Below are 26,648 nucleotides of genomic sequence, written 5' to 3' on the forward strand. Positions count from 1 at the left end.
TTCCAAGGAGAACAATCATGCTTACCCGTCGTCTCGCGCTAGGCGCTGCCCTCGCCGCTGTTTCGTTTGCCGGTGCCGCCCATGCCCAAAGCTGGCGCAGCGCCTATCCCGAACTGGTGTTCGCCGTCATTCCGGCCGAGAACGCGTCGGGCGTCACCGAGCGCTATGGCCCGTTCATCGAGTATCTGTCGAAGGAACTCGGCACGAAGGTGACTCTTCGTATCGCCAACGACTATGCCGCGGTGATCGAAGGCCAGCGCAACGGCAGCATCCATCTCGCCGGCTACGGCCCCGCCTCCTACGCTCGCGCCATCGTCACCGGCGTGAAGGTCGAGCCCTTCGTCACGACCGTGAACAACGACGGCACGATGGGTTACCACTCGGTCTTCTATGTGCGCGCCGACAGCCCCTACAGGACGATCGAAGACCTCAAGGGCAAGAACCTGGGCCTGGTCGATCCCAACTCGACCTCAGGCAACAACGTGCCGCGTTTCACCCTGAACAAGCTCAAGATCAACCCGGACACGTTCTTCGCGCGCGTCACGTATACGGGCAGCCACGAAAATGCGATCATCGCGCTGCAGCAGAAGACGGTCGATGCCGCCGCCAACTGGTGGAATGCGGAGAACGACTCGAACCTGACGCGCATGGTATCCAAGGGCCTCGCGAAACTGGACGACTTCCGCATCATCTCGAAGTCGGACCTGATCCCCAACTCGCCCTTCGCCTACCTCGCCAGCCTGCCGCCCGATCTCAAGGCGGCCATCGTCAAGGCGTTCGACGAGGCGCCGACCAAGGCCAAGGCCGCCTTCGACAAGCTGTCCGACGGCAAGGACCGCGGCTTCGCCAAGGTTGACGCCAAGACCTATGAGCCGGTGGTCGAGCTGATCAAGTTCGTCGACCAGCTGCGCAAGCAGAAGAGCTGAACCAAGCGTTCGTCGTCCCGGGCGCATCGCTCGAGTGAGTACGCACGTCGTCCGGCTGCCCGAGGCGCAGCTCCAGCCCTTGCTGGCAGCCTACAATGCGTCGGTTCGCAGCCGTCGCCGGCACACGCTGCTGATCCTGGCGTGTGTCGTGGTGGCAATTCTGCTGGCCTCGGTCTCGGCCGAGGTTTCGCTCTCCAAGCTCGCGGCGAACATTCATCGCTTCCCGAGCTACATCGTACGGCTGTTCTTTCTCGAAAGTGGACAGCCGGTCTGGACCGACCTCGGCGAGTGGTTCTGGGGTCTGCCGCGCTGGCTGAGGCTGCTCGGCGAAACCCTGCTCATGGCCTATGTCGGCACCGTGCTGGGGGCGGGCGTGGCCCTTGTCCTGGCCTTTCTGGCTGCGGCCAACGTGGCGCCGTCGCGCTGGCTGCGCGTCGTCGTGCGCCGCTTCGGTGAAGTTTGCCGTACCGTGCCGACCCTGGTGCTGGCGCTGATCTTCGTCATTTCCTTCGGGCTCGGCCCGATGGCGGGTGTGCTGGCCGTCATCGTCCACACATTCGGCGTGCTCACCAAACTCTTTGCCGAGGTCATCGAGAATATCGACATGAAGCCGGTCGAGGGTGTGTCGTCGACCGGCTCGTCCTGGCATGTCGCCATGCGTTTCGGCGCGCTGCCGCAGGTCATGTCGAACTTCACCAGCTACACGCTGCTGCGGTTCGAGATCAACGTGCGCGAGGCGGCCGTCATGGGGTTCGTCGGCGCCGGCGGCATCGGCCAGGACCTCGTCGAGGCCATCCGCAAGTTCTACTACTCGGACGTCTCCGCCATTCTGGTGCTGATCCTGCTGACGGTGGCGGTGATCGACATGCTTACGTCCAAGGCCCGGCATCGCCTGATTGGTCTGGAAGGGAAGTCCTGATGTCGTCCCCGACGCCGCCCATGCGCCAGCGCTATCCCGAACATTTCCAGCGCTTCGACCGCAACCGTTTCACCATGGCAGCGATTGGCCTGGGCCTGTTCGCTCTGCTGATCTACGCCATGGGGCGTCTCGGCTTCTTCGATGGCACCCTGCTTTCCGGCCTGGGACGGCTGTTCGAGATCGTGAGCCTCATGCTGCCGCCCGACCCAGGTTCGTGGGCTCACGTCAAAACCTACTCGATCTCGCTATTGGAGACGGTGGCCATTGCCCTGCTCGGCACCTTGTCGGCGGCCGTGGTGGCCCTGCCGGTCGCCCTGCTGGCGGCGCGCAACGTGACGGCTCAACGTGTCGTGCGTTTCCTGTCGCGCCGCTCTCTCGATACGATCCGCAGCGTCGATATCCTTGTGTGGGCGCTGATCTGGATCAACGTCGTCGGCCTCGGACCCTTCGCCGGAGCGCTCGCCATCATGACCGCCGACATCGGCAGCTTCGGCAAGCTCTTCTCCGAGGCGATCGAGGCTGCGGACCGCAAGCCTGTCGAAGGCATCACCTCGACTGGCGGCAGCCATATCCTCGGCATTCGCTTCGGCATCTTGCCCGAAGTCTTTCCGGTGCTGATGAGCCAGATCCTCTACTACTTCGAGTCCAACACGCGGTCGGCTTCGATCATCGGCATCGTCGGAGCAGGCGGCATCGGCCTGCATCTCGCCGAAGCAATCCGAACCCTCGAGCTGCAACAGACCTCCTTCATCGTCCTGATGATCCTGGTGGCTGTGGCCGCTATCGACTTCCTTTCGAGCAAGCTGCGCTTTGCCATGATCGGCCGGCGTGGAGGAGGAGCCGTTTGACCGATCTGCCTTCCGATCCGGCCGAAACGCCCCGATACGCCCTCTATTACGCGCCGCGAGCCGACGAACCGCTGGCCCGCGCCGCAACTCAATGGCTGGGCCGCAATGCCGAAACGGGCCAGAGCCGCGCTCTCGTTCCGGTGGCCGGCATCGCCTACGAGCGGCTGGCCGCCATCGTTGCCGAACCCCGGCTCTACGGGTTTCACGGCACCCTGAAAGCCCCGATCGCGCTCGCTGACGGCGCCACGGAGCGCGACCTGCTCGACGCCGTTGGGCGTTTCGCCGTGGGCCAGCGGCCAATCACCGTGCCGACGATGGAGCTGGCCGAGCTATCGGGTTTCCTTGCCCTGGTTCCGGGCGCGCGCTGTACCGAGCTTCACGATCTTGCCGACCAATGCGTCGTCGAGTTCGACGAGCTCCGCCGGCCGGCCGACGAGGCCGAACTGGCGCGCCGGCGCAGCTCGGGCCTGTCGCAGCGCCAGGACGATCTACTGGTGCGCTGGGGTTATCCCTATGTGCTGGAGCATTGGCGCTTCCACCTCACCTTGAGCGGCCGTCTGCCCGACGAGCGAGAACGCCAGATGGTTCTCGCGGAGCTGCGCCGCCGCTTTGGTGGTGAAATCGACCGGCCGCTGGCGGTGCGCGACCTTTGTGTCTTCCGCCAGTCTGGCCAGGGCCGGCCCTTCTCGGTGCTGGCGCGCTTCAGGCTCGGCGGAGGACGTCGCCTGAGTACGCAAGTGTGGCAAGCAGCGTGACGAAGCGGGTTGCCGCTTCGTCCAGAGGGCCATCGTTGACGATCGTCGTCAGTCGCGGATCGTCGATCCTGTAGGCGTCGGCGCGGTCGAGCCGGGCCGCCGCCTGAGTTGCGGTCTCGCGACCCCGGATGGCCAGACGCTGCTCAAGACGCCTCTGCGAGGCGGTGATCAGTACCGGGCGGGCCAGCGAATCAAGGCCGCCGGTCTTCTGAAAGTGATCGCGCGAGCCGCTCACCACCACGGCCATGCCGGCGCGCCGCCAGTCGTGGATCTCGCGGCCGACACCATAGTCGTTGCCATGCGCATGCCAGTGATAGGCGAAGAGGCCGTGGGCGAGGCGTGTCGCGAACTCGGCACGGCTCAACGAGACATGGTTCTCGCCGCCCATGTCCGACGGCCGCGTGATGTAGCGATGGGCGAAGACGACCGGCGCGTCCGCCGGCAGCAGCGCGCGGGCGCGCCCCAGCACGGAGTCCTTGCCGGCGCCCGAGGGGCCCATGACGTAGACGAGGGTGCCATCCATGTCGGGCACCCTCAGACGACGCGGTCGCCTTCGCGCCAGACGGCACGGACCACGGCAGCACCGTCGACGGCGCGGACACGCACAAGGTCGGCGCGGCGGTCGGCGGCTATCTCGCCGCGGTCGCCGAGACCGACGGCCTTGGCGGGATTGAGCGATGCCAACCGCACCGCCTGCGGCAGCGAGATGCCGACGCCGGCGGCAGGCAGCTTGAAGACGCTTTCCATCAGGCTCGCCGGCACATAGTCGGAGGACAGGATCTCGGCATGGCCGGCGCGCACCAGGTCGATGGCGGCGATGTTGCCGGAGTGCGAACCGCCCAGCACGAGGTTGGGTGCGCCGACCAGTACGGCGAGGCCCGCATCGCGCGACGCCTGGGCCGCCTCTCGCGTGGTCGGGAACTCCGCAATGGTCATGCCGTTCGCGACGGCTTCCTTGACGTGGGCTTCGGTGGCGTCGTCGTGACTGGCGATCGGCAGGGCACGTGCGTGGGCGCGGCTCACGATCTCGCCGCGGTGCCGGGCGGCATTGCGGTGATGCAGCTCGGTGACGCGGATCGCGAATTCCTCGAACTGGTCGTCGGTCATCGCGTGCTTGCCCTTGTAATACTGCTTCAGCTTCTCGGGATCGAGGAACTGACGCTGCCCGGGCGTGTGATCGTTGATCGAGACGAGGCCGACCAGAGGCAGGTCGATCCACTTGTCGACGGCCTCGACGGCGTCGTCGGCGGAGATCTCGCAGCGCAGGTGGATGCGATGCTCGGCGCGAGTCATCTGCCGGTCGGCCGCGACGCAGACCGCCTCGATCATGCGTTCGCGATTCTGCACCCGGTCCGAGTTACCGTGCACGTCGCCCAGCGCCAGCGAATCATAGACGGTGGTGATGCCAGCGGCGCTGATCTGTGTGTCGTGCGCCATGACGGCCGAGACACTCGGCCACTTCACGCCAGGCCGCGGCGCGAAGTGCTTTTCCATGTTGTCGGTGTGCAGCTCGACCAGGCCGGGCAGGAGATAGTCGCCCTCCAGGTCGATGGCACTGGCGATATGGCTGCGGCCTGCCGCGACTTCGGTGATGCGCCCGTCGTGCAGCACGACAGTGCCGTCGAACTCGGCGTCGGCGGTGACGACACGGGCGTTGGTCAGGACGGTTTCGCTACGCATGGCGGTGCTCCAGCCGGGGACGCAGGGGGAAGGACTTCGTGGATGCGGGTAGCCACGGCATCGCGCACGCCGGTGTCGTGAAAGATGCCGACGACGGCCGCGCCGGCATCGCGGCGCTGGCAGATCAGCTCGACCACCCCGTCGCGATTGGCGGCATCGAGCGAAGCCGTAGGCTCGTCGAGCAGCAGGATCGGATAGTCGACGATCAGCGACCGCGCGATGTTGATGCGCTGCTGCTCACCACCCGAGAAGGTGGCAGGCGGCAGCGCCCACAGGCGGGCGGGAATGCCCAGCATGCCTAAAAGGAACTCGGCGCGGTGACGCGCCTCGGTCGCGTCGACGCCCCGACGCAACAGCGGTTCGGCCACGACGTCGACGGCGGCAACGCGCGGGATCACGCGCAGGAACTGGCTGACGAAGCCCATGGTGCGGTGGCGCACGTCGAGTACCGTGCGCGGTTCGGCGCCTACCAGTTCGGTCCAGGCATCGTCCTGTCGAACGCGGATGGAGCCGGCATCAGCGCGATAGTTGCCGTAGAGCGAGCGCAACAGGGTGCTCTTGCCAGCTCCGGAGGGGCCGACGAGAGCCAGGCATTCGCCCGGCGACACGGCAAGCGATACGTCGTGCAGCACGGGAAGGGCGAGGTCGCCGTGCGCGTGGACGACGAAGGACTTGGCGAGACCGGAGACGCGCAGAGCGGGTGGCATGGTTGGGTCTTCGCAACTCTTTTCGGGGTGGCTCATACGGGCAGGATCGAGGCGACGAGCATCTGCGTGTAGGCGTGCTGCGGATCGTCGAGGACCTGATCGGTCAGGCCCTCCTCGATGACGGCACCGCCCTGCATCACCATCAGCCGATGGGTCAGCAGCCGGGCCACGCCGAGATCATGGGTCACCAGTACGGCGGACAGATGCAGCCGTTCGACGAGGCCGCGCAGAAGATCGAGGATGCGCGCCTGTACGGAGACGTCGAGGCCGCCCGTCGGCTCGTCCATGAACACGAGCCGTGGCCCGCTCACGAGGTTGCGGGCGATCTGCAGACGCTGGCGCATGCCGCCGGAGAAAGTGGTCGGCCGGTCGTCGAGCCGGTCGGCGTCGATTTCGACGCGCCCCAGCCAATCAGCGGCGGTGCCGCGGATTTCGCCATAGTGGCGCGCGCCCACGGCCATCAGCCGCTCGCCGATATTGGCACCGGCGCTCACGCCCATGCGCAATCCCTCGCGCGCATCCTGGTTCACGAAGCCCCATTCCGTGCGCGTGAGCAGGCGGCGGCGCGCTTCGGAGAGGCGATGGACATCGACGGTGCCGGCCGATGCTGTCTCGTAGGTGACCGAGCCTTCGTCGGGCGAGAGGCGGCCAGCCAGGCAGTTCAGCAGGGTCGTCTTGCCCGACCCCGATTCGCCCACGATGCCCAGAACCTCGCCTGGCCACAGGTCGAAGCTCACATCGTGACAGGCGATGCGGCCGCCGAAGCGCTTGGTGATGTTGCGGGCCGAGAGGAGGGGAGGCGAAAGCGCCGGCGTGTTCATCGCCGTCCCTCGCAATAGTCGGTGTCGGAACAGACGAACAGACGCTTGCCGGCATCGTCGACGATCATCTCGTCGAGAAAGCTCTCGGTGGAGCCGCAGAAGGCGCAGCACTCACTCCAGCGCTCGATCTCGAAGGGATGATCGTCGAAGTCGAGGCTCTTCACCGGCGTGTAGGGCGGCACGGCGTAGATGCGCTTCTCGCGGCCGGCGCCGTAGAGCTGAAGGGCGGGGCTGCGGTCGAGCTTGGGATTGTCGAACTTCGGGATGGGTGAAGGGCTCATGATGTAGCGCCCGTTCACCATCACCGGATAACTGTAGGACTTCGCGATCCGGCCGTGCCGGGCGATGCTTTCGTAAAGGCTCACCTGCATGACGCCGTATTCGGACAGGGCGTGTAGCGTCCGCGTCTCGGTCTCGCGCGGCTCCAGCATGCGCAACGGCTCGGGGATCGGCACCTGGAAGACCAGGATCTGGCCGTCCTTGAGCGGCGTCTCCGGCACGCGATGGCGCGTCTGGATGATGGTGGCTTCTTCCGTGCGAGTCGTCGTAGCGACGTCAGCCACATGCGCGAAGAAACGCCGGATCGACACGGCATTGGTCGTGTCGTCGGCGCCCTGGTCGATCACCTTCAGCGTGTCGTCGCGACCGATGATGGCGGCCGTCACCTGGATCCCGCCGGTGCCCCAACCGTAAGGGAGGGGCATCTCGCGCCCGCCGAACGGCACCTGATAGCCCGGCACGGCCACCGCCTTCAGGATGGCGCGGCGGATCATCCGCTTGGTCTGCTCGTCGAGATAGGCGTAGTTGTACGCGCCCTCGGTCATGTTGATGTCGGGCATGGCCTACTCCGCCGCCTGGCTGAGAGCCGCGCGATCCTCGGCCGCGCGCTGCTTGCGCGCTTCGACCTCGGCGCGCAGAGCCCGCACCACTACGAGTTCCGACTGGAAGTCGACATAGTGCGGAAGCTTGAGGTGCTGCACGAAGCCCGAAGCCTCGACATTGTCGGAGTGGGCCAGAACAAATTCTTCGTCCTGGGCCGGCGAGTCAGCGCTTTCCGCAAGTTCGCGAGCCCTCAGCGCGCGGTCGACCAGGGCCATGGCGATCGCCTTGCGCTCGGCGTGACCGAAGGCGAGGCCATAGCCGCGGGTGAACTGCGGCGGCACGTCGTGCGAGCCGGCGAACTGGTTGACCATGTCGCACTCGGTGACGTCGATCTCGGCAATCTCGATGGCGAAGCCCAGCTCCTCGGGCACGAAAGAGACCGGCACATGGCCGTAGCGGATCTCGCCGACGAACGGATGATTGTTGCCGTAGCCGCGCTGGGTGGAATAGCCGAGCGACAGCAGGAAGCCTTCGTCGCCGCGCGCCAGGTTCTGCAGGCGCAGCGGCCGGTCCGCCGGCAGGCTGAGAGGCTGGCGCGTGAGATCATCGGGCCGTTTGCCCGAGGCTTCCGGGGGCGGTTCGAGCAGGCCTTCGCGGGCCAGGATGTCGCCAACATGCGGTAGCGCGTGCGCGGTATCGGCAGGCGCGGTCGGTGCCGCTGGACGGTCTGCGGCAACAGCCAGCGAGAAGTCGAGGAGGCGGTGCGTGTAGTCGTAAGTCGGCCCCAGCACCTGGCCACCGGGCACATCCTTGAAGGCGGCCGAGATACGCCGCTCCGCCACCATGCGCGCCGTGTCGAGCGGCTCGGAATCACCAAAGCGCGGCAAGGTCGTGCGGTAGGCGCGCAGCAGGAAGATCGCTTCAATCAGATCGCCGCGCGCTTGCTTGATGGCCAGCGCCGCCAGGCGCCGGTCGTAGCACGAGCCCTCGGTCATCACGCGGTCGACGGCGAGACCAAGTTGCTGGTCGATCTGCTCCAGGGAAAGCTCGGCGAGGTCGCGGTCGCCGCGGCGCCGGTCGGCAATCAGGTCGAGCGAATGGGCGATGGCGGTCTCGCCACCCTTCACCGCGACGTACATGGCGAGACCTCCACGGAGATGCTGCGCGGCAGCGCGAGAAGCTGGGACCCTGAGGTGAAGACCAGGTCGACGCCGCAGGGGAAGAGCGCGTGATTGGTGGCGCATTGCCGCCAGAACCAGTCATCCAGTCCGGCAATGACGAGTTCGGTCTCGCCATCGATGCCCGGACCGCGCGCCGTGCGGCGCGGGCCGGCACCGAGAGCCGGCACCTCGATCAACAAGGTGGCCGAACGATCCGGATAGGTGTCGGTGCCGATCGCGAAGCCCTCGAAGGGATCGGCATCGTCGCAAGGTAGAACGGCCAGGGTCGCGGCTGCACGATCTTCGACAATCGGCGCGCCGGTATGGAAGCGCAGGTAGTCGCGGACCTCTGCCGTGTCGAACGCAGGCATCAGCCAGAGCGGCGTATCGCGATCGGCCAGGGTCAGCAGATAGGCCACGACGGCGGGCGAGATCATGCCGGGACCTTGCGGCGCATCAGCCAGGGTCACGATGCGGCCGGGATGGCTGAAAGCGTCGAGCACGCCGCGAAAGAATTGCTGGGCGTCGTGCGAAGGATCGGCGAGGCCCGGCGAAAGGGAGCTCAGCGTGCCGCTCATGTGCCGGCCTCGCGCGCGACGGTAAAGAATTCGACCTTGGTCGCCGCGGCGCGTGCCGCGATCAGGCGATGCCGTGCTTGGACTTCGTCGGTGAGCGGCGACACGATCCCGGTCTCGAGCCTGTCGCGCCACGCTTCGCGCTGGCCCAACGCATCGATGGCGGCCACGATCTCGGCCTGACGGACATGGCGGCCGCCCACATAGCCGAAGCCGACTTCACCTGTTTCCAACCGGACGGCGGCGCGCGTCACCGTCATCTCGCCGGCGCAGAAAGGGGCGCCATTGCCCGAGATACGGCCGTGCAGCATGACGAGCCCGGTCTCGGGTCGTCGAAGGATGGTGTAGGCAGGGACAGGGCCCAGCGCCTGCCATAGCGTGTCGAGACGGGCCTCGGGGGCTTTTGCCAAAATGGAAAGCCACCGGCGGCGGCGATCGACGGCCTCGGTGTCGGATTCTCTGCAAGACATGGTGTGCTCTTGAAACGAGCTGCACCATCGGCAGGGTACGTTACCGTTCCGAGGGAATGGGATTAAGATCCTGTGACGGGTGCTGGTTTGTCCCCAACGGCCGGCCCGCTAGCAGCAGAAGCGCGACGCTAACGATGGCAAGCGTTTCGGCCAGTCGTCTTTCTGTCACAAAGCGTGGCGTCGCCGACAGAATGGAATATCGTTATTTATCAGTGTGTTGTCGGGTGTCTGCAGCATTCACCCCCAGTTCGTGGCCGGCGGTGTCATTGAAGTGTCATATAAGAGTCATATGACAGTGACGTGCGGCTCCTAGGGGAAAGGCGCTTCGGAATTCATCGAAGGAGAACCCTGTGCACTTCGCCAAAATTGCCCTGACGACCGCGGCGCTCGCGTTCTCGTCGGTTGCCGCGTACGCCGCCGACATTTCCGGTGCCGGCGCGACCTTCCCGTACCCGATCTATGCCAAGTGGGCCGATACCTACAAGAAGGAGACCGGCGTCGGTCTCAACTACCAGTCGATCGGCTCGGGCGGCGGCATCAAGCAGATCAAGGCCAAGACCGTGACCTTCGGCGCCACCGACGCGCCGCTGCCGGGCAAGGACCTCGATGCGTCGGGCCTCGCCCAGTTCCCGATGGTGATGGGCGCCATCGTGCCGGTCGTGAACCTCGACGGCATCAAGCCGGGCGAACTCACCCTCGACGGTGCGACGCTCGCCAAGATCTACATGGGCCAGATCAAGAGCTGGGACGATGCTGCCATCGCCAAGCTCAACCCGAACACCAAGCTGCCCAAGCAGGCGATCGTGCCGGTGCGCCGCTCGGACGGCTCGGGCACGACCTTCAACTTTGCCTACTACCTCGCCGACATCAGCCCGGAGTGGAAGTCGAAAGTCGGCGTCGCCACCGCGCTCGAATGGCCGGTCGGCATCGGCGCCAAGGGTAACGAAGGCGTCGCCAACAACGTGGCCAACACGAAGGGCTCGATCGGCTACGTCGAGTATGCCTATGCCAAGCAAAACAAGCTCACCCACACCAATATGGTGAACAAGGCGGGCAAGACGGTTGCGCCGACGTCGGCCACCTTCCAGGCGGCCGCTGCCAACGCCGATTGGAAGTCGCAGCCCGGCTATGGCGTGATCCTGGCCAACCAGCCCGGCGATCAGTCCTGGCCGATGACCGCGGCGACTTGGATCCTGATCTACAAGAAGCCGGTTGACGCGGCGACCACGGGCGAGGCGCTGAAGTTCTTTGCTTGGGCCTACGCCAAGGGCGACAAGTCGGCCGAAGAGCTCGACTACGTGCCGATGCCGGCCAACGTCGTCGCCGATATTCAGAAGATGTGGTCTGCAGAGATCAAGGACGCTGGCGGCAAGCCGTTGTTCTCGCCGACCAACTGAGGCTCGCGGGGGGCGGGTGGTTCCCATCCGCCCTCCATTCGTCCTCTCCATCCGAGCGTGCCCGGACGGAGCGGCAGGGGGAGGGGCATGGATTCGAAGGGGCGTGACGTGAGCGAAGTGGCTCTGGCAGACACGAGCATGACGACCCGAGCGTCGTCGTCGCGTGCCGCCGTCTTGCGACGGTTGAGACTGAACGACCGGATTTTCCATGGCCTGACGCGTGGCGCGGCCCTCACAGTGTTGGCGCTGCTGAGCGGGGTCATCATCGCCCTGATCATCGGTGCCGCGCCTGCGCTCGGCACTTTCGGCTTCTCCTTCTTCACCAGCCAATCCTGGAACCCCGTCACAGAGAAATTCGGGGCACTGGCGCCGATCTACGGCACCCTGGTCACGTCCTTCATCGCCATGCTGATCGCCGTGCCGGTCGGTCTGATGGTGGCCTTCTTCCTGACCGAGCTTTGCCCGATGGTCCTGCGCCGCCCGATCGGCATCGCCATCGAGCTGCTGGCCGGCATTCCCAGCATCATCTACGGCATCTGGGGTCTGTTCGTCTTCGCGCCCTTTCTACAGAAGTACGTCCAGCCCTTCCTGATCGACACCTTCGGCAGCGTTCCCGTCCTCGGTACGCTGTTCGAAGGGCCTCCTTACGGTATCGGCGTGCTGACGGCGGGCCTCATTCTCGCGATCATGGTGCTGCCCTTCGTGACCTCGATCTCGCGTGACGTCTTCTCCGCCGTACCGCCTGTGCTCAAGGAAGCGGCCTATGGTGTCGGCTGCACGACCTGGGAAGTGTTCCGCAACGTCATCCTTCCCTACACGAGGGTCGGCGTGATCGGCGGCTTCATGCTGGGCCTGGGTCGCGCGCTCGGCGAAACCATGGCCGTGACCTTCGTGATCGGCAACGCCCACAAGGTCTCCGCCTCGATCCTGGCGCCGGGCACGACGATCTCGGCCTCGATCGCCAACGAATTCACCGAAGCGGTCGGCGATCTCTACACCTCGTCGCTGATTGCCCTCGGCCTGATCCTGTTCTTCATCACCTTCATCGTGCTCGCCATTGCCCGCTACCTGCTGGCGCGCCTGAACAGGGTGGGGTAACGCCATGTCCGCTACTGCGAATTCGCTCTACGCCGGCCGTCGCCGCCGCAACGCCATCGCCAAAGGCCTGGCGGTGGCTGCGACGATCTTCGGCCTCGGCTGGCTCGTTCTGATCCTGGGCGTGCTGCTGGTGCACGGCCTGTCGGGCCTGTCGCTTTCCGTCTTCACCGAGAACACGCCGCCGCCCGGCGCTGCCGGCGGCCTGGCGAACGCCATTGTCGGCAGTGTGATCATGACGGTGCTGGCGGTCATCATCGGCACGCCGATCGGCATTCTGGCCGGCACCTACCTTGCCGAATATGGGCGCCACGACAAGCTCTCGAACGTCGTGCGCTTCATCAACGACATCCTGCTCAGCGCCCCTTCCATCGTGATCGGCCTGTTCATCTACGAGGTGATGGTGGCGCCGATGGGCCACTTCTCCGGCTATGCCGGCGCCGTGGCCCTGGCCGTCATCGTGATCCCCGTCGTGGTGCGCACCACCGAGGACATGCTGAGCCTGGTGCCCGACACGCTGCGCGAGGCGGCCGCCTCGATCGGGCTGCCGCGCTCGCTCATGATCATGCGGATCGCCTACCGCGCTGCTCAAGCCGGCATTGTGACGGGTATCCTGCTGGCAATCGCCCGCATCAGCGGCGAGACGGCGCCGCTCCTGTTCACCGCTCTGAACAACCAGTTCTGGAGCATGAACATGAACGCGCCGATGCCCAGCCTGCCGGTGGTCATCTTCCAGTTTGCCCTGTCACCCTATGAAGAATGGCAGAAGCTCGCCTGGACTGGCGCTCTCCTGATCACCGCCACCGTTCTCGCCCTCTCCATCTTTGCCCGATCCCTCACCTCCACGAGGAAACAGTAATGAGCATTGCTTCTTCCGGCGGGCCGAGCCTTGCCGCTCCCGTCGCCAGCCATGCAAGCCTCGACACGTCGAAGCTCACGCCCAAGATCTCGATCAACAACCTCGAGTTCTTCTACGGCGACAGCCGCGCCCTGAAGGGCATCACGCTGTCGCTCTATGCCAATAAGACGACCGCTTTCATTGGTCCGTCGGGCTGCGGCAAGTCGACCCTGCTGCGTGTGCTCAACCGCATGTACGACCTCTATCCGGGCCAGCGCGCCGCCGGCGAAGTGCAGTTCGACGGCGACAACCTGTTGCGCGCCGACCAGGACATCAACTTGCTGCGCGCCCGTATCGGCATGGTGTTCCAGAAGCCGACGCCCTTTCCCATGTCGATCTACGAGAACATCGCTTTCGGTATCCGGCTCTATGAAAGCCTGCCGCGCTCGGAGCTCGACGGCCGTGTCGAGCAGGCGCTGCGCCGTGCCGCGCTGTGGGACGAAGTAAAGGACAAGCTCGGAGCCAACGGTCAGAGCCTGTCGGGTGGTCAGCAGCAGCGCCTGTGCATCGCGCGCACCGTTGCGGTGAAGCCCGAGGTCATCCTGTTCGACGAGCCCTGTTCGGCGCTCGATCCGATCTCGACGGCCAAGATCGAGGAGCTGATCGACGAGCTGAAGCAGGACTACACGATCGTCATCGTCACCCACAACATGCAGCAGGCGGCGCGCGTCTCGGACTTCACCGCCTTCATGTATCTCGGCGAGCTGATCGAATTCGGCGCCACGGCGACGCTATTCACGACACCGAAGGACAAGCGCACCCAAGCCTATATCACCGGGCGTTTCGGCTGAGTTGGGCCGGCGGATCGGACAAGACCAGAAGAGGGGATAGAACATGCCCGCACATACTCTGAAGCGCTTCGACGAAGAGCTGGAGCGGTTGAGCGCCACCATCAGCGAGATGGGTGGTCTTGCCGAAAATCAGCTTGCTCAATCTCTCGTGGCGCTACGCGACCGCGATACCGAGATTGCCGAAAGGGTGATCGCCGAGGACGCCCGCGTCGACGCCCTCGACGTGGCGGTGCAGGAGCAGACGGTCCAGCTTCTCGCGCTGCGTCAACCCATGGCGGTCGACCTGCGCGTCATCCTGTCCTCGATCAAGATCGCGGCAGCGCTGGAGCGTATCGCCGACTATGCCAAGAACACCGCCAAGCGCAGCATCGTGCTGAGCCAGGGCGTTGCGCCGCCTTCGGCCGTGACCGGCATCGAGCGACTGGGTCGCCTTGTCCGCACGGCGCTGAAGGATGTGCTCGACGCCTTTGCGCATGGCGATGTCGCCAAGGCCTACGATGTCTGGCAGCGCGACGAGGAGATCGACCAGGTCTACACCGGCCTGTTTCGCCACCTGCTGACCTACATGATGGAAGATCCGCGTACGATCACCGCCTGCACGCATCTTCTGTTCATGGCCAAGAACATCGAACGCGCCGGCGATCACGTGACCAATATTGCCGAGCTGGTGAGCTTCCGTGCCACCGGCCACGGCTTCGACGAGGCGCGGCCGAAGGGCAGTGCCTCCCTTTACACGACGAGTAACGCATCGTGAGCATGACCGCCGTGACTCCTGCCCGCCGCGACGCTCAGGCCGCCACGATGAGGCCGCGCGTGCTGATCGTCGAAGATGAGACCGCGCTGGTCGAGTTGCTGCGGTACAATCTCGAACAGTCGGGCTTCAAGGTCGATGTTGCTTTCGATGGCGAGGAAGCGCTCCGGGCGGTCCAGGAAGACGTGCCCGACCTCATCCTGCTCGACTGGATGTTGCCGTTGATGTCGGGCATCGAAGTCTGCCGTCAGCTGCGCCGCCAGACCGCGACCGCCAACGTGCCGATCATCATGCTGACGGCGCGCGGCGAAGAGGGCGATCGCGTGCGCGGCCTCGATGCCGGCGCCGACGACTATGTGCCCAAGCCCTTCTCGCCGACCGAACTGGTGGCGCGCATTCGTGCCGTGTTGCGGCGCATCCGGCCCGCGTTGGCGGATGAGGCCTTGTCCTATGCCGATATCGTCATGGATCTCGTGGCGCATCGCGTGACACGGGGGGGCAAGCCGATCCATCTCGGGCCGACGGAGTTCCGCCTGTTGCGCCACTTCATGGAGCATCCCGGTCGCGTCTTCTCGCGCGAGCAGCTTCTCGACGCGGTTTGGGGCAAGGACGTCTATGTCGAGGCCCGCACGGTCGACGTGCATATTCGCCGGTTACGCATTGCCTTGAACGGCGAGAGCCAGGTCGACGTGATCCGTACCGTTCGCGCCGCCGGCTACGCGTTGGACGCCACGCCGGGCTGACCCGCCGGGTGACCCTTCGAGCAAGGGTTTTCCACATGGGCGGTAACGGTTTTGTAGCGTCCACGCCTTACACGAGGCTCGCCCGTTCCAAGTCCGGCGCCCCACGCCTCCGCTTCGGAATGGGTCGGTTCCCCCGGCTCGGACGACACCCGAGGCCGAACGACTAGCCCCTCCTTCTTCAGGAAGGAGGGGTTTCTTTTTCGAAGCGACGCCGGACGATCATCGCCAGCACGAGCGCGGGCAGGCCGAGCAGCGCGGTGTAGAGGAAGAAGATCGCGTAGCCGCCGAACTTGTGGGCCGACGAGAACTCCGCCTGCAGCTTGTCGACGATCCAGCCCGACGAACCGCCCATCAGCTTGCCCGGCAGGGTCATGATGGAAGTGAAGAGCGCGTACTGCGTCGCGGTGTAGGCTGTGTTGGTGAGGCCCGACAGGAAAGCGATGAAGATCGAGCCCGACATGCCGCCGACCAGATTGTCGACGCTGATCGCAACCGTGAGGATCAGGGTGTCGGGCTGGCCGACCAGCGCGAGCCACGAAAAGGTCAGGTTGCTCACCGCGATCAGGAAGACGGCGGGCGCAAGCAGCCGCGCTGCGCCCATGCGGAAGACCAGCACGCCCCCCAGCAGCGCGCCCAGGATCGACATCACAAAGCCGTAGATCTTGGAGACGTTGGCGATCTGCGACAGCGAGAAACCCATGTCGATGTAGAATGGGTTCGCCATCACGCCCATGGCGATGTCGGAAAGGCGGAAAAGGCCGATGAACAACAGGAGCACGACCGCCATCCAGCCGTAGCGTGCGAAAAAATCGACGAACGGGCAGACGATGGCGCCGTAGACGAAGATCAGCGCCTTGCGCACCCACATGGGCATCGTGCCGAGACCGGCAGCGAAGGTCGCGACCTTGCCTTCGAGTTCCGAGGTACCGGCGGCGACCTGCCTTTCCGGCTCGCTGACGATCAGGGTGGTGATGATGCCAACGAGGCCGAGCGCCGCCATGGACTGGTAGGCGATGGGCCAGGAGCCGAACTCGGCGATGTAGAGCGCGCCGGCGCCGGCGGCGAGCACAGCGATACGGTAGCCGAGCTGGTAGGTGGCGGCCGTGGCGCCCTGCAGGCTGGCGTCAGTCGCCTCGATGCGAAAGGCGTCCAGGGCGATATCCTGTGTGGCCGAGGAGAAAGCCACGACCAGCGCCAGCACGACCAGACCCCAGAGATCTGTGCGCGGGTCGCAGAAGGACATGCCGAGGAGGCCGCCGGCGATACCCGCCTGTGCCAGCAGCATCCAGGAGCGGCGGCGTCCCAGCCAGCGCGTGAGCAGCGGCAGCGGGACGCGATCGACCACCGGCGACCATACGAACTTGAAGGAGTAGGTGATGCCGATCCAGCTGATGAAGCCGATGGCGGTACGGCTGATGCCGTACTCGCGCAGCCAGGCCGACAGCGTGGCGAAGACCAGCAGGAACGGTAGCCCGGCCGAGAAGCCGAGGAACAGGAACGTGACGACACGCGGATGCGTGTAGGTCGCGAGCGACTCGCGCCAACCCTTGTCGGCGCGAGTGTCGGCGGCGGCGGGACCGCTCAAATGAGGCTTCTCAGCGCCTGCTCGGGCCGGGCGCCGACATGGGAAATCACTTCGGCGGCGGCGATGCCGCCCAGCCGGGCGCACTCGGCGAGCGGCTTGTTCTGGGTGAAGCCGAACAGGAAGCCGGAGGCGTAGAGGTCGCCTGCGCCCGTCGTATCGACGACCTTGGCGACGGGAGCCGCCGGTACGGCGTAGGTCTCGCTGCCCTTGATCACGACCGACCCCTTCTCGCTGCGCGTCAGGGCGGCGATCTTGGCTTCCTTGCGGGTGGCTTCGAGGGCCTCCTCGAACGTCTCGACCTCGTAGAGCGCTTTGATCTCGGCTTCGTTGCCGAACAGGATGTCGACCTTGGTGCGGATCAGGTCGCGGAACTCCTCGCGATAGCGATGGACGCAGAAGGAATCCGAGAGCGTGATCGAGACCTTGCGGCCGGCCGCGTGGGCGGCGTCGAACGCCTTGAGCACGGCTTGCTTGGCAGCCGGCGCATCCCACAGATAGCCCTCGACATAGGTCACCTGCGCCGACCCCACGCGCGCGACGTCGATATCGGCGGGGCCGAGGCCGGTGCAGGCGCCGAGATAGGTGTTCATGGTGCGCTGCGCGTCGGGCGTCACCAGGATCAGGCAGCGCGCGGTCGCGGGACCCGAGGTGGCGGCAGCCGTCTCGAAGGAGACGCCGGTCGCCTTGAGGTCGTGGCCGAACACGGCGCCGAGCTGGTCGTCGCGGACCTTGCCGATATAGGCGCCCTTGCCGCCGAACGAGGCGACGCCTGCCATGGTGTTGCCGCAGGAGCCGCCGGAAATCTCGACGCCCGGACCCATGGCCGCATAGAGCGTCTCGGCTCGTGCCTCGTCGATCAGCATCATGCTGCCCTTCACCAGGCCATGCTGGCCGAGGAAGGAATCGTCGGCTCTGCTCAGGACGTCGACGATGGCGTTACCGATTCCCAGCACGTCGAAGGCGGCGGATGTCATGAACTCTCCCGATACGTCACAGTGAAACGAGGTGCATGCCCGGCTTGGTCTGTTCCAGCAAGGTCACGATACCGGCGACCGTGAACGGCACGTCGGCCCTGAGGCTCGCACGGTCGATGTCGAGCGACCGCAAACCCATTTCGCATACGATAAAGCGCGCGCCAAGCTCGACGCAGGCCTGCAGCAGGGTCTCGAAGTCGCCGACGCCGCGCGCGCGGTTACGGGCATCGCGATCCCAGTCGTCGAGGGGAGGGGGCGGGCTCTGCAGGGCACGGATGCCGGCCATGGTGAAGAAAAGTACGGCCGGCTTGTTCACGGCCAGCGCAGCCGCAGCCAGCGCGAGCGCATAGTGGGCGCTTTCATAGTCGCCGGTGCGCAGGATGACCGAGATGCCGCCGTCGCTCATGCGGCACCGCCCGTCTCGATGCTGCAGGTCGGGCAGTCCGGACGCTTGGCGATCGTCATTTCGTCGAAGGACGCCCCGAGCGCGTCGTACATCAGCAGCCGGCCCGAGAGCGAACGGCCGACGCCGAGGATTTCCTTTACGACCTCTGTCGCCTGCAGCGTGCCCAGCGTGCCGGCCAGTGCCCCCAGCACGCCGGCCTGGGCGCAGCTCGGGACGGCATCTTCCGACGGCGCCACCGGAAAGAGGCAACGCAGGCAGGGATGGCCTGCGCCCTGCCAGGCCTTGTAGGTCGAAACCTGGCCGTCGAAGCGCAGGATCGCCGCCGAGACCAGAGTCTTCTTCAGGCGATAGCAGGTGTCGTTCAGGAGATAACGCGTGGCGAAGTTGTCGCTGCCGTCGGCCACGACGTCGTAGCCCGCGATGATGCGCTCGGCGTTCTGGGCGGTGAGGCGTTCGTCGTGGACCTGCACCCGGACCTCGGGGTTGATGTCGCCCAGCGCACGCCGGGCGCTCTCGACCTTCGAGATGCCCACGTCGCTGGTGCGGTGAATCACCTGTCGCTGCAGGTTGGAAAGATCGACCGTGTCATGGTCGATCACACCCAGCGTGCCGATACCGGCCGCCGCGAGATACTGCAGGAGGGGTGTGCCAAGGCCGCCGGCGCCGATCACCAGAACCTTGGCGGCAATCAGCCGCGACTGTCCGATGCCGCCGACTTCCGCCAGCACGATATGACGGGCATATCGGCGGATCTGCGTTTCTGACAGGTCAGGCAGCGAAGACATGGTCCGCTTATAGCATGGTGTCGGGCGGGAATTGCCGTTAGAGCCACCGCGCACATGATCTCCTCAAAATGACCACGACCACCCGCCCGACCCTCACCCCGTTGCTGTTGGCGGTACTGGCGCTGTTGTCGGCCTTCACGCCGCTTTCGATCGACATGTATCTGCCGGCGCTGCCGGTGATTGCCGTCGACCTGCGAGGCAGCGTTGGCGACATCCAGCTCACCCTGTCGATGTTCATGGTGGCCTTCGGCTTCGGCCAGATCTTCTACGGTCCGGCCGGCGATCGCTTCGGGCGGCGGCCGGTCATCCTGTCGGGATTGGTCGTCTATGTACTGGCGAGCATCGGGTGCGCCTTCGCCGCCTCTGCCGGGCAGTTGATCGCATTGCGTTTCCTGCAGGGGCTGGCGGCCTGTGGCGGCGTCGTGCTGGCGCGCACCATGGTGCGCGATATGGCCGAACGCGACGAGGCGGCGCGCGCCATGTCGTTGATGCTGGCAGCAACGTCGATTGCACCGATGCTGGCGCCGCTGATCGGCGGCCAGATCCTGTGGTTCGCCGGCTGGCGCGCGATCTTCTGGGCGTTGGCGGGCGTCGGCGTCTTCGGGTTCCTGATCGCCTGGTGGCGCCTGCCCGAGACCCTGAAGCCGGAATACCGTCAGCCGCTCAAACCGTTGCTGGTGGTCAAGCGCTTTGGCGAGCTGCTGCGCCATCGCGCCTTCATGGGCTACGCCTTCACCGGCGCCTTCATGTTCGCCGCTCTGTTCTCGTTCATCTCGGGCTCGCCGTTCGTGTTCATCGAGCGCTATGGCATCGCGCCGCGCGACTTCGGCCTGGTGTTCGGCGGCATGGTCGTCTTCATGACCGTCGGCAGTCTATTGAATGCCCGCTTCGTGCCCAAGGTCGGGGCCAGCCGCATCCTGCATTACGGCGTGCTTGCGCCCGCTTTCGCCGGCGTGACCGCCGCCGTGCTGGGGTGGATCGAAGCCTCCTACGGCACGATCGGCCTGATTCCGTTTCTGGTGTGCTTCGTTGCCCAGATCGCGACGCTTAGTTTGATCGGTCCCAACGCCACGGCGCTCGCGCTGCAGCGGTATCCGCACATGGCCGGCACGGCATCGTCTTTGATGGGCGTATTGACCTTCGGCATCGGAGCGGCGTTCGGCGCCGCCGTCGGCCAGACCTTCGACGGCACTATTGCGCCCATGACGACGGCGATGGGTGTCGCGGGTGTGCTCTGCTTCCTGTCGCACCGTGTATTGGTGCGGCGCGGCTAGCTAACGCCTGAGGTCGATCACCAGAAGATCGCCGCGGTCGTTGCCGACCGCGAGACGGAAGCCGTCGGGCGCCCAGGCGAGGCAGGTGATTGCCGAACCATCGGCCATCTTGAGCACGACCGAGCGCTTGGCCTTGATGTCGCCGAGCTGCAGCTCGCCGGAGTCGTAGCCGCCCGCCACGAATTCAGCCGTGGGATGGGCCGCGACGACGGTCATCAAGCCCGCGCCTTCGTCGCCGAACTGCAGCGGCGGCTTGCCCTCGGGTCCCTTGCCGGAGAACGGCCAGGCCGTGAAGACCGGCTGCGCCGAGGTGTAGAGAAAGCGCGCGTCGGCAGTCCAGGAAAGCGACTTTACCTTGGCAGGGTAGCCCTGCATGCGCATGTCGGTGGCCTGTGCCACGCGCCAGACATGGATGTCGTTCTCCTGCGTGCCCGTGGCAATGAACTTGCCGTCGGTGCTCCACTTCAACGCGACGTGGCTGCCACGCCAGGCGAAGCGGCGCGGCGGCAGGACCACCTGGCCGATGCTCCACACGGTGATGCCGTCATAGTGGGCACAGGCGACGCGGCCGCCGTCCTTGCTGAAATCGAGGCCGGCCACCGTGCTCTGGTGCGGACCGAACTCGCGGACTTCGCCGTCCCTGACCACGAACATCGCGCGGCCGACGCCGGCGGCGACCGCGCCGTTGCGATGGGCGGCGAGGTGCTCGACCCATTTTCCCTTCTGGGCCAGCAGTTCGGTCGCCGTGCCGTCGAGCGCCACGCGCAGAACGCGGCCATCGTCGCCGCCGCTGATAAAGCCGTCGCCGGTCGGATCGCCGATCAGCGCCATCACCACGCCGCTGTGCAGCGCCGGCGTGGCATCGGGCACGGAGGCCTTGATGTCGGCCGGCATCTGGCGGACCTGGCCATCGCCCAAGGCAAAGGCCACCGTGTTGCCGTCGCGGCTGAAGGCGCAGGCGGCGACTGGCGCGTCGGTCGCAAGCGAACGGGCCGGTGGCAGCGTCTGCTGCCAGGCCGGATTGGCGAGATCGAGCTTCACGGAATCAAACTACTTCAGACAGTCTTCGAAGCCGCGCTTCAGGTTGTCGCCGTCGAGGTTGCGGCCGATGAAGACCAGCTTGCTCGAACGCACCTCGCCGTCCTTCCAGGGCGAACCCCAGTCGCTGTCCATCATCATGTGGACGCCCTGATAGACGTAGCGTCGCGGTGCGCCGTCGATCGCCAGGATGCCCTTGCTGCGGAAGATGTCGGGGCCCTTGATCTGCAGCAGCGCGCCCATCCACTTCTGGAACTTGTCGGGATCGACAGGCCGGTCAGCAGAGATAGAGAGGCTGGCCACCTCGTCGCCGTGATTGTGGTCGTGGCCGGCGTGCAGGAAGTCCGGTTCGAATTCGAGGATGCGGCCGAGATCGAACGCGCCCTTGTCGAGGATGGCGTCGAGCTCGATCTGGCTCTTCTGCGTGCGGAAGATGTGAGCATAGCGGTTGATGCCGCGGATCTTGTCTTCGACCTTCTTGAGTTCGTCGGCGCTCACGAGATCGGTCTTGTTGAGCAGGATGACGTCGGCGAACGCCACCTGCTGCTCGGCCTCGGAGCCCTGTTCGAGCTGGCCAAAGAAGTGCTTGGCGTCGATCACTGTCACGATGGCGTCGAGCCGGGTGCGGGCCTTCACGTCGTCGTCGGTGAAGAAAGTCTGCGCCACAGGGCCCGGATCGGCGAGGCCGGTCGTCTCGACCAGGATGCCGTCGAACTTGTCCTTGCGCTTCATCAGGCCTTCGATGATGCGGATCAGGTCGCCGCGCACGGTGCAGCAGATGCAGCCGTTGTTCATCTCGAACACTTCCTCGTCGGCGTTCACCACGAGGTCGTTGTCGACGCCAAGCTCGCCGAATTCGTTCACGATGACGGCGTATTTCTTGCCGTGCTGCTCGCTCAGGATGCGGTTGAGAAGGGTGGTCTTGCCGGCACCGAGATAGCCGGTGAGTACGGTGACGGGCACCTGCGCCGATGATTGGGGATTGGCCATGCGAAATCCTCGAAAGTGGCCCCTGAGATAGGGCTGTGAACCCGTTAAGTCTAGGGCCGCTCGCCCCGGATCAGCTTGGGCAGGTCGCCGACCAGACCCATCGCATGGCGAACGAAAAAGCGGCGCAACGACGGCACGCGGTTCACGGCGGCAAGGCCGAGGTCGCGCGCGAAGCGCAGCGGTTTGATGTCGTTGGAGAACAGCCGGTTCAGGAGATCGGTGGCGGCGACCATGGCGAAGTTGTCGGCGCGGCGCCACTGCGCGTAGCGCTCCAGTGTGTCCGCACCGCCGACATCGAGGCCGAGCCGCTTGGCGTCGACCAGGACTTCGACGAGGGCCGCGATATCGCGGACGCCGAGATTGTAGCCCTGGCCCGCGATGGGATGGATGCCGTGGGCAGCATCGCCCACCAGCACCAGCCGCGTGTCGACATAACGCTCGGCATGCACGAGGCTCAGCGGATACGACCAGCGCGGACCAATGGGCGCGACGGCGCCGAGATGATCGCCGAAGCGGCGGGCGAACTCGGCCTGGAAGCGCGGTGCGTCGAGTTCGAGCAGGCGGCGCGCGAGATCGGCGCGTTCGGTCCAGACGATCGACGAGCGATGTTCGACGGTCGATCCGTCGCTCGAAGGGCCATCGGTCATCGGCAGGATGGCGAACGGGCCGCCGGGTAGAAACTTCTCCTGCGCCACACCGCGATGCGGCCGTTCGTGCTTGGCCACGAGCACGATGGCGATCTGATTGTACGACCAGGCGCGCGCGCCGATGCCTGCATCTTCGCGCATCGAGCCGAAGCGGCCTTCGGCAGAGGCGATCAGCCGTGCGGCGATGCGACGCCCGCTCTTCAGCGTAAGTTCGGCCGTGTCGAGGTCGCGCTTGCTGTCGATGACTTCGTCGGGAGCAATCAGCTCGACCTGCGGGCAGGCAGCCAGCCGCCGCAGCAGAGCGGCGCGCAGGAAGCGGTTCTCGACGATCCAGCCCATCGGGGCCGGTTCGGATCCTCCGGTTGCCGCCTCGCGATGATCGAAATGCAGGAACAGCGGACTGGCACGGCCGTCGTGGCCTGCATCGGAGATGCGGATATCGAGGATTGGCTCGGCTTCGGGCGCGACCTCCTCCCATGCGTCCAGTGCGGCGAACAGGCGCTGGCTGGTATACGCCACGGCCGTGGTGCGGCCATCGAACGCGGCCTGGCTCATGGTGGTGAGCGCCACGCGATCAATCAGGGCGGTGGAGAGCCCCGCTTCGGCGGCGGCCAGCGCCAGCAGGCTACCGTTGAGGCCGGCGCCCACTATCGCAAGATCGAACCGATCCTTATTCATCCACCATAGATGGCAGCCGCCCGCTGGGGCGGCAACCCTCTAGGGCGGAGATCGACGTTCCTTAGAATGACTTTGAGATGCCGACGATGACGCGGGAGGCGCAGTTCTGGGTGCCGAGGCAGTCCTGAACGGAGAGGTTTGTGCCGGTGTAGATGGCGGAGAGGTCGAAGCCGTAGACGTTGACGACGATGCCGGCCTGCCAGTCCCAGTAGTTGTCGTTGGGAATGCCGTAGTTGGCGTAGCGCTCGACATACTGGTTGCCGATGCTGCCGACGATTTTGAAGGCGACGTTCTCGTTGACGCGGATGAAGGGCAGGGGAACGGTGAGCTGGGCCCACTTGTACCAGGCGTTGCCGGAGTTGGCGAAGAAGTTGGGGCTGTATCGGACGGCGGCCTGGAGCTGGGCGACGCCGAAATCGTACCCGGCGACGAGGCCGAACTCGTTGAAGTCGAAGTAGAGGTCGGCGGGGGCGCCGAGATAGTTGTAGCGGATATAGCCGAGGTCGAAGGTGAGCTTGTCGTCGAGGGCTTTTAGGCGGAGGCCGGCATTGAGGTCGATTTCGACGGAGGCGCCGGTGTTTGGGAAGTTGATGTTGGACCCCCAGGCGCTGACATAGGCGGACAGCGGGACCTTTTCGGAGACGGGGGCGGTTTCGTATCCGAAGGAGGCCTGGACGGCGACCTGCCGCTGGGTCTGTGAGATGCCGCGATAGGAATAGTCGTTGAGGAAGGCGAAGCCTGCGGTGAAGGTTCCGCCGAACGGGCCCTTCCAGACTTCCTTCTCGGGCGGCGTATCCGGTGCCGCCGGCGCCGCCGGATCCGGCGTGCCTTGGGCATAGGCGGCGGCCGATGCGCAGATTGTGAACAGTGCCACGCCGACGACAGCAATCTTTTTAAGCAACACGACCATCCCCAAAAGCTGAAAGACCCATTTCGAATCGTGTGTCGCAAACACCATGCCACGCGCCATTTGGACCGTCTGCGAGGTTGGCACGACTCTTGCTGCCCATCTCTCGAGCTTTGGGGCGGACTCCCAGTGGAGGACAGATTCAGATGAAAATGGTCATGGCAATCTTCAAGCCGTTCAAACTGGACGAAGTCCGCGATGCACTGACATCCCTCGGCATCCAGGGCCTGACGGTGAGCGAAGTGAAAGGTTTCGGGCGGCAAAAGGGCCAGACCGAAATCTATCGCGGCGCCGAATACGCCGTGAGCTTCCTGCCCAAGGTGAAGATCGAGGTCGTGATCGACGATGCCATGATCGAGCGCGCCGTCGAGACGATCTGCAAGGCTGCCGGCACGGGAAAGATTGGCGACGGCAAAGTGTTCGTCCTGCCGGTCGAGCAGGCGGTTCGCATCCGCACCGGAGAGGCCGGCACCGAAGCGCTGTGATCCGCACGCCGACATCGACAACTCGAAATCCAACGGAAAAAGCCTAGGGGACAAAGATGAAGTTCAAGACCAATTCAGTGCTTGCCGGCCTGGGGGCGACGGCTGCGCTCCTTCTGCCGGTGCTGGCACTGGCGGCCGACGAGAAGCCGAAGCTGGATACGGGCGACACGGCATGGATGCTTACTTCGACGGCACTCGTTCTGATGATGACGATTCCGGGTCTGGCGCTGTTCTACGGCGGCATGGTGCGCAAGAAGAACGTGCTGTCGACTGTGATGCAGAGCTTCGCCATCACCTGTCTGATCTCGGTCCTTTGGTTGATCGTGGGCTACAGCCTCGCCTTCACGCCGGGCAGCACGATCGTCGGCGGCCTCGGCCGCGTCTTCATGGCAGGTCTCGGCCTCGACAGCGTTCATGACCTCGCCAAGACGATCCCCGAGACGGTCTTCCTCTGCTTCCAGCTCACCTTCGCCATCATCACGCCGGCACTGATCGCCGGTGCCTTCGCCGAGCGCATGAAGTTTTCCGCGATGATGTGGTTCATGGCGCTGTGGTCTTTGATCGTCTATGCGCCGATCGCCCATTGGGTGTGGGGTGGCGGCTTCCTCGGCGACTGGGGTGTCCTCGACTTCGCCGGCGGCACCGTCGTGCACGTCAATGCGGGCGTCGCGGGCCTCGTCTGCGCGCTCGTGCTCGGCAAGCGCAAGGGTTACGGCACCGACAACATGGCGCCGCACAACCTGGTCTACTCGGTGATCGGCGCTTCGCTGCTGTGGGTCGGCTGGTTCGGCTTCAACGCCGGCTCCGCCGTCGGCGCCAACGTCAATGCCGGCATGGCGATGGCGGTTACGCAGTTCGCCTCCGCCGCTGCGGCACTCGCCTGGATTTTTGCGGAGTGGGTAACGCGCGGCAAGCCGTCGGTTCTCGGCATCATCTCCGGCGCGGTTGCCGGCCTGGTGGCCATCACGCCGGCTTCGGGCTTCGTCAATCCTATGGGCGCACTGGCGATCGGCATCGTCGCCGGCCTGGTCTGTTTCTGGGGCGCTACGGGGCTCAAGAAGGCGATGGGCTACGACGACTCGCTCGACGCCTTCGGCGTACACGGCGTCGGTGGATTCGTCGGCGCCATCCTGACCGGCGTGTTCGCCCTCGAGGCGATCGGCGGCGACGGCAAGAAGGGCCTGATCGACGGCAATGCGGGGCAGGTGCTGACGCAGCTCTGGGGTACGCTGGTCTGCATCGCCTGGTGTGCCGTGGCAACGTTCGTGATCCTCAAGATCGTCGATGCCCTGATCGGTCTGCGCGTCACGACCGAGGAAGAGATCGAAGGTCTCGACATCAACGAACACGGGGAGACGATCCACTAGTCCTCTCACTCTCAGTGATAGGGAACCACCTTTCCTCCTGATTCCCCATCCTCCGCCGCTTCCGTGTCGCGGCGGCGCCCTGGGCCCGGCGAGTCCCTCGCCGGGCCTATTTTTACGTGAAATTGACGCCGCCGACGTCCCACGCCAGTCTGTG

The 26,648-nt window shown here is 65.4% G+C and carries 29 protein-coding genes; 13 read left to right on the forward strand and 16 right to left on the reverse strand.

Features of this window, described 5'->3' with window-relative positions:
* The first annotated feature begins 17 nt into the window (after positions 1-17).
* The 4 genes from phnD to BN60_RS25685 are packed head-to-tail and all read left to right on the forward strand — an operon-like array spanning position 18 to position 3,448.
* The gene (phnD, locus tag BN60_RS25670) at positions 18-926 is read left to right on the forward strand and encodes a phosphonate ABC transporter substrate-binding protein (RefSeq protein WP_020699049.1); all 909 of its coding nucleotides are present in this window, start codon (positions 18-20) and stop codon (positions 924-926) included.
* A gap of 34 nt (positions 927-960) precedes the next feature.
* The gene (gene phnE / locus BN60_RS25675) at positions 961-1,845 is read left to right on the forward strand and encodes a phosphonate ABC transporter, permease protein PhnE (protein ID WP_020699050.1); all 885 of its coding nucleotides are present in this window, start codon (positions 961-963) and stop codon (positions 1,843-1,845) included.
* A complete protein-coding gene (gene phnE, locus BN60_RS25680; RefSeq protein WP_020699051.1) occupies positions 1,845-2,693 on the forward strand; it encodes a phosphonate ABC transporter, permease protein PhnE in 849 nt (282 codons plus the stop codon). The genes phnE (BN60_RS25675) and phnE (BN60_RS25680) overlap by 1 nt, the downstream gene beginning before the upstream one ends.
* Positions 2,690-3,448: a DUF1045 domain-containing protein gene (locus BN60_RS25685; protein WP_020699052.1), complete on the forward strand. Its 759-nt coding sequence runs from the start codon at positions 2,690-2,692 to the stop codon at positions 3,446-3,448. The genes phnE (BN60_RS25680) and BN60_RS25685 overlap by 4 nt, the downstream gene beginning before the upstream one ends.
* Here BN60_RS25685 and phnN read toward each other — a convergent pair.
* Genes phnN through phnG form a run of 8 tightly spaced genes read right to left on the reverse strand, consistent with a single transcriptional unit; the run spans position 3,396 to position 9,683 of the window.
* A complete protein-coding gene (gene phnN, locus BN60_RS25690; RefSeq protein WP_020699053.1) occupies positions 3,396-3,971 on the reverse strand; it encodes a phosphonate metabolism protein/1,5-bisphosphokinase (PRPP-forming) PhnN in 576 nt (191 codons plus the stop codon). The genes BN60_RS25685 and phnN overlap by 53 nt on opposite strands.
* An 11-nt stretch (positions 3,972-3,982) precedes the next feature.
* Positions 3,983-5,128, reverse strand: coding sequence for an alpha-D-ribose 1-methylphosphonate 5-triphosphate diphosphatase (locus tag BN60_RS25695; protein WP_020699054.1), 1,146 nt, complete (start codon positions 5,126-5,128; stop codon positions 3,983-3,985).
* Positions 5,107-5,835, reverse strand: a complete 729-nt coding sequence (phnL, locus tag BN60_RS25700) for a phosphonate C-P lyase system protein PhnL (protein ID WP_020699055.1) — start codon at positions 5,833-5,835, stop codon at positions 5,107-5,109. The genes BN60_RS25695 and phnL overlap by 22 nt, the downstream gene beginning before the upstream one ends.
* Positions 5,836-5,867: 32 nt before the next feature.
* A complete protein-coding gene (gene phnK / locus BN60_RS25705) occupies positions 5,868-6,656 on the reverse strand; it encodes a phosphonate C-P lyase system protein PhnK (RefSeq protein ID WP_020699056.1) in 789 nt (262 codons plus the stop codon).
* Positions 6,653-7,480, reverse strand: a complete 828-nt coding sequence (locus tag BN60_RS25710; protein WP_051150328.1) for an alpha-D-ribose 1-methylphosphonate 5-phosphate C-P-lyase PhnJ — start codon at positions 7,478-7,480, stop codon at positions 6,653-6,655. The genes phnK and BN60_RS25710 overlap by 4 nt, the downstream gene beginning before the upstream one ends.
* Positions 7,481-7,498: 18 nt before the next feature.
* Positions 7,499-8,617, reverse strand: a complete 1,119-nt coding sequence (locus BN60_RS25715; RefSeq protein WP_020699058.1) for a carbon-phosphorus lyase complex subunit — start codon at positions 8,615-8,617, stop codon at positions 7,499-7,501.
* Positions 8,602-9,216 (reverse strand): phosphonate C-P lyase system protein PhnH, encoded by a 615-nt coding sequence (gene phnH / locus BN60_RS25720; protein ID WP_020699059.1) that lies wholly within the window; start codon positions 9,214-9,216, stop codon positions 8,602-8,604. Before phnH ends, BN60_RS25715 begins: the two co-directional genes overlap by 16 nt.
* Positions 9,213-9,683 (reverse strand): phosphonate C-P lyase system protein PhnG, encoded by a 471-nt coding sequence (gene phnG, locus BN60_RS25725; protein ID WP_043284348.1) that lies wholly within the window; start codon positions 9,681-9,683, stop codon positions 9,213-9,215. The genes phnH and phnG overlap by 4 nt, the downstream gene beginning before the upstream one ends.
* Positions 9,684-10,033: 350 nt before the next feature.
* On the opposite strand from phnG, the gene pstS reads away from it, so the two are divergent.
* The 6 genes from pstS (at position 10,034) to phoB (ending at position 15,358) form a co-directional block, all read left to right on the forward strand.
* Complete coding sequence (pstS, locus tag BN60_RS25730) at positions 10,034-11,080, forward strand: phosphate ABC transporter substrate-binding protein PstS (RefSeq protein ID WP_020699061.1); 1,047 nt, start codon at positions 10,034-10,036, stop codon at positions 11,078-11,080.
* A 138-nt stretch (positions 11,081-11,218) separates the two neighbouring features.
* On the forward strand, positions 11,219-12,178 hold the full coding sequence (gene pstC / locus BN60_RS25735; RefSeq protein WP_043286837.1) for a phosphate ABC transporter permease subunit PstC: 960 nt from the start codon (positions 11,219-11,221) through the stop codon (positions 12,176-12,178).
* Positions 12,179-12,182: 4 nt separating this feature from the next.
* Positions 12,183-13,034, forward strand: a complete 852-nt coding sequence (gene pstA, locus BN60_RS25740) for a phosphate ABC transporter permease PstA (protein ID WP_020699063.1) — start codon at positions 12,183-12,185, stop codon at positions 13,032-13,034.
* On the forward strand, positions 13,034-13,864 hold the full coding sequence (gene pstB / locus BN60_RS25745; protein WP_020699064.1) for a phosphate ABC transporter ATP-binding protein PstB: 831 nt from the start codon (positions 13,034-13,036) through the stop codon (positions 13,862-13,864). The genes pstA and pstB overlap by 1 nt, the downstream gene beginning before the upstream one ends.
* A gap of 43 nt (positions 13,865-13,907) precedes the next feature.
* Positions 13,908-14,618 (forward strand): phosphate signaling complex protein PhoU, encoded by a 711-nt coding sequence (gene phoU / locus BN60_RS25750; protein WP_020699065.1) that lies wholly within the window; start codon positions 13,908-13,910, stop codon positions 14,616-14,618.
* A 47-nt stretch (positions 14,619-14,665) separates the two neighbouring features.
* Positions 14,666-15,358 carry a phosphate regulon transcriptional regulator PhoB gene (phoB, locus tag BN60_RS25755; RefSeq protein ID WP_043286839.1) on the forward strand — a complete coding sequence of 231 codons (693 nt, stop codon included), beginning with the start codon at positions 14,666-14,668 and terminating at the stop codon, positions 15,356-15,358.
* Positions 15,359-15,536: 178 nt separating this feature from the next.
* Here the strand turns inward: phoB and BN60_RS25760 are convergent, their stop codons facing one another.
* Genes BN60_RS25760 through BN60_RS25775 form a run of 4 tightly spaced genes read right to left on the reverse strand, consistent with a single transcriptional unit; the run spans position 15,537 to position 19,108 of the window.
* The gene (locus tag BN60_RS25760) at positions 15,537-16,943 is read right to left on the reverse strand and encodes an AmpG family muropeptide MFS transporter (RefSeq protein WP_020699067.1); all 1,407 of its coding nucleotides are present in this window, start codon (positions 16,941-16,943) and stop codon (positions 15,537-15,539) included.
* Positions 16,940-17,917, reverse strand: a complete 978-nt coding sequence (locus BN60_RS25765) for an adenosine kinase (protein ID WP_020699068.1) — start codon at positions 17,915-17,917, stop codon at positions 16,940-16,942. Before BN60_RS25765 ends, BN60_RS25760 begins: the two co-directional genes overlap by 4 nt.
* A 16-nt stretch (positions 17,918-17,933) precedes the next feature.
* Positions 17,934-18,323 (reverse strand): DsrE family protein, encoded by a 390-nt coding sequence (locus BN60_RS25770; protein WP_020699069.1) that lies wholly within the window; start codon positions 18,321-18,323, stop codon positions 17,934-17,936.
* Positions 18,320-19,108, reverse strand: coding sequence for a HesA/MoeB/ThiF family protein (locus BN60_RS25775; RefSeq protein ID WP_020699070.1), 789 nt, complete (start codon positions 19,106-19,108; stop codon positions 18,320-18,322). Before BN60_RS25775 ends, BN60_RS25770 begins: the two co-directional genes overlap by 4 nt.
* A 68-nt stretch (positions 19,109-19,176) precedes the next feature.
* Here BN60_RS25775 and BN60_RS25780 point away from each other — a divergent pair, with 68 nt between their 5' ends.
* Positions 19,177-20,382 (forward strand): Bcr/CflA family multidrug efflux MFS transporter, encoded by a 1,206-nt coding sequence (locus tag BN60_RS25780; RefSeq protein ID WP_020699071.1) that lies wholly within the window; start codon positions 19,177-19,179, stop codon positions 20,380-20,382.
* On the opposite strand, the gene BN60_RS25785 is transcribed toward BN60_RS25780, so the two are convergent.
* The 4 genes from BN60_RS25785 to BN60_RS25800 all read right to left on the reverse strand — a co-directional run bounded on the left by BN60_RS25785 (position 20,383) and on the right by BN60_RS25800 (position 24,636).
* Positions 20,383-21,423, reverse strand: a complete 1,041-nt coding sequence (locus BN60_RS25785) for a WD40 repeat domain-containing protein (protein ID WP_020699072.1) — start codon at positions 21,421-21,423, stop codon at positions 20,383-20,385. It abuts the gene before it with no gap.
* 9 nt (positions 21,424-21,432) lie between these two features.
* On the reverse strand, positions 21,433-22,410 hold the full coding sequence (locus tag BN60_RS25790; RefSeq protein WP_020699073.1) for a CobW family GTP-binding protein: 978 nt from the start codon (positions 22,408-22,410) through the stop codon (positions 21,433-21,435).
* A 50-nt stretch (positions 22,411-22,460) separates the two neighbouring features.
* Positions 22,461-23,735, reverse strand: coding sequence for a UbiH/UbiF/VisC/COQ6 family ubiquinone biosynthesis hydroxylase (locus BN60_RS25795; protein ID WP_020699074.1), 1,275 nt, complete (start codon positions 23,733-23,735; stop codon positions 22,461-22,463).
* Positions 23,736-23,796: 61 nt separating this feature from the next.
* Entirely contained in the window at positions 23,797-24,636 is an 840-nt protein-coding gene (locus BN60_RS25800) for a TorF family putative porin (RefSeq protein WP_215905941.1), read from the reverse strand.
* Between the two features lie 152 nt (positions 24,637-24,788).
* Here BN60_RS25800 and BN60_RS25805 point away from each other — a divergent pair, with 152 nt between their 5' ends.
* Positions 24,789-25,127: a P-II family nitrogen regulator gene (locus tag BN60_RS25805; protein ID WP_020699076.1), complete on the forward strand. Its 339-nt coding sequence runs from the start codon at positions 24,789-24,791 to the stop codon at positions 25,125-25,127.
* A gap of 56 nt (positions 25,128-25,183) precedes the next feature.
* Positions 25,184-26,494, forward strand: coding sequence for an ammonium transporter (locus BN60_RS25810; RefSeq protein ID WP_020699077.1), 1,311 nt, complete (start codon positions 25,184-25,186; stop codon positions 26,492-26,494).
* The last annotated feature ends 154 nt before the right edge of the window (positions 26,495-26,648 follow it).

Origin of the sequence: Reyranella massiliensis 521, from assembly GCF_000312425.1 — a bacterium.
Taxonomy (GTDB): domain Bacteria; phylum Pseudomonadota; class Alphaproteobacteria; order Reyranellales; family Reyranellaceae; genus Reyranella; species Reyranella massiliensis.

What these genes read in the sequence shown, in the direction of transcription:
- phnD (WP_020699049.1), top strand. Translation starts at nt 18, where the DNA reads ATGCTTACCCGTCGTCTCGCGCTAGGCGCTGCCCTCGCCGCTGTTTCG.
- phnE (WP_020699051.1), top strand. Translation starts at nt 1,845, where the DNA reads ATGTCGTCCCCGACGCCGCCCATGCGCCAGCGCTATCCCGAACATTTC.
- phnN (WP_020699053.1), bottom strand. Translation starts at nt 3,971, where the DNA reads ATGGATGGCACCCTCGTCTACGTCATGGGCCCCTCGGGCGCCGGCAAG.
- BN60_RS25695 (WP_020699054.1), bottom strand. Translation starts at nt 5,128, where the DNA reads ATGCGTAGCGAAACCGTCCTGACCAACGCCCGTGTCGTCACCGCCGAC.
- phnL (WP_020699055.1), bottom strand. Translation starts at nt 5,835, where the DNA reads ATGCCACCCGCTCTGCGCGTCTCCGGTCTCGCCAAGTCCTTCGTCGTC.
- phnK (WP_020699056.1), bottom strand. Translation starts at nt 6,656, where the DNA reads ATGAACACGCCGGCGCTTTCGCCTCCCCTCCTCTCGGCCCGCAACATC.
- BN60_RS25710 (WP_051150328.1), bottom strand. Translation starts at nt 7,480, where the DNA reads ATGACCGAGGGCGCGTACAACTACGCCTATCTCGACGAGCAGACCAAG.
- BN60_RS25715 (WP_020699058.1), bottom strand. Translation starts at nt 8,617, where the DNA reads ATGTACGTCGCGGTGAAGGGTGGCGAGACCGCCATCGCCCATTCGCTC.
- phnH (WP_020699059.1), bottom strand. Translation starts at nt 9,216, where the DNA reads ATGAGCGGCACGCTGAGCTCCCTTTCGCCGGGCCTCGCCGATCCTTCG.
- phnG (WP_043284348.1), bottom strand. Translation starts at nt 9,683, where the DNA reads ATGTCTTGCAGAGAATCCGACACCGAGGCCGTCGATCGCCGCCGCCGG.
- pstC (WP_043286837.1), top strand. Translation starts at nt 11,219, where the DNA reads ATGACGACCCGAGCGTCGTCGTCGCGTGCCGCCGTCTTGCGACGGTTG.
- pstA (WP_020699063.1), top strand. Translation starts at nt 12,183, where the DNA reads ATGTCCGCTACTGCGAATTCGCTCTACGCCGGCCGTCGCCGCCGCAAC.
- pstB (WP_020699064.1), top strand. Translation starts at nt 13,034, where the DNA reads ATGAGCATTGCTTCTTCCGGCGGGCCGAGCCTTGCCGCTCCCGTCGCC.
- phoU (WP_020699065.1), top strand. Translation starts at nt 13,908, where the DNA reads ATGCCCGCACATACTCTGAAGCGCTTCGACGAAGAGCTGGAGCGGTTG.
- phoB (WP_043286839.1), top strand. Translation starts at nt 14,666, where the DNA reads ATGAGGCCGCGCGTGCTGATCGTCGAAGATGAGACCGCGCTGGTCGAG.
- BN60_RS25765 (WP_020699068.1), bottom strand. Translation starts at nt 17,917, where the DNA reads ATGACATCCGCCGCCTTCGACGTGCTGGGAATCGGTAACGCCATCGTC.
- BN60_RS25770 (WP_020699069.1), bottom strand. Translation starts at nt 18,323, where the DNA reads ATGAGCGACGGCGGCATCTCGGTCATCCTGCGCACCGGCGACTATGAA.
- BN60_RS25775 (WP_020699070.1), bottom strand. Translation starts at nt 19,108, where the DNA reads ATGTCTTCGCTGCCTGACCTGTCAGAAACGCAGATCCGCCGATATGCC.
- BN60_RS25780 (WP_020699071.1), top strand. Translation starts at nt 19,177, where the DNA reads ATGACCACGACCACCCGCCCGACCCTCACCCCGTTGCTGTTGGCGGTA.
- BN60_RS25790 (WP_020699073.1), bottom strand. Translation starts at nt 22,410, where the DNA reads ATGGCCAATCCCCAATCATCGGCGCAGGTGCCCGTCACCGTACTCACC.
- BN60_RS25795 (WP_020699074.1), bottom strand. Translation starts at nt 23,735, where the DNA reads ATGAATAAGGATCGGTTCGATCTTGCGATAGTGGGCGCCGGCCTCAAC.
- BN60_RS25805 (WP_020699076.1), top strand. Translation starts at nt 24,789, where the DNA reads ATGAAAATGGTCATGGCAATCTTCAAGCCGTTCAAACTGGACGAAGTC.
- BN60_RS25810 (WP_020699077.1), top strand. Translation starts at nt 25,184, where the DNA reads ATGAAGTTCAAGACCAATTCAGTGCTTGCCGGCCTGGGGGCGACGGCT.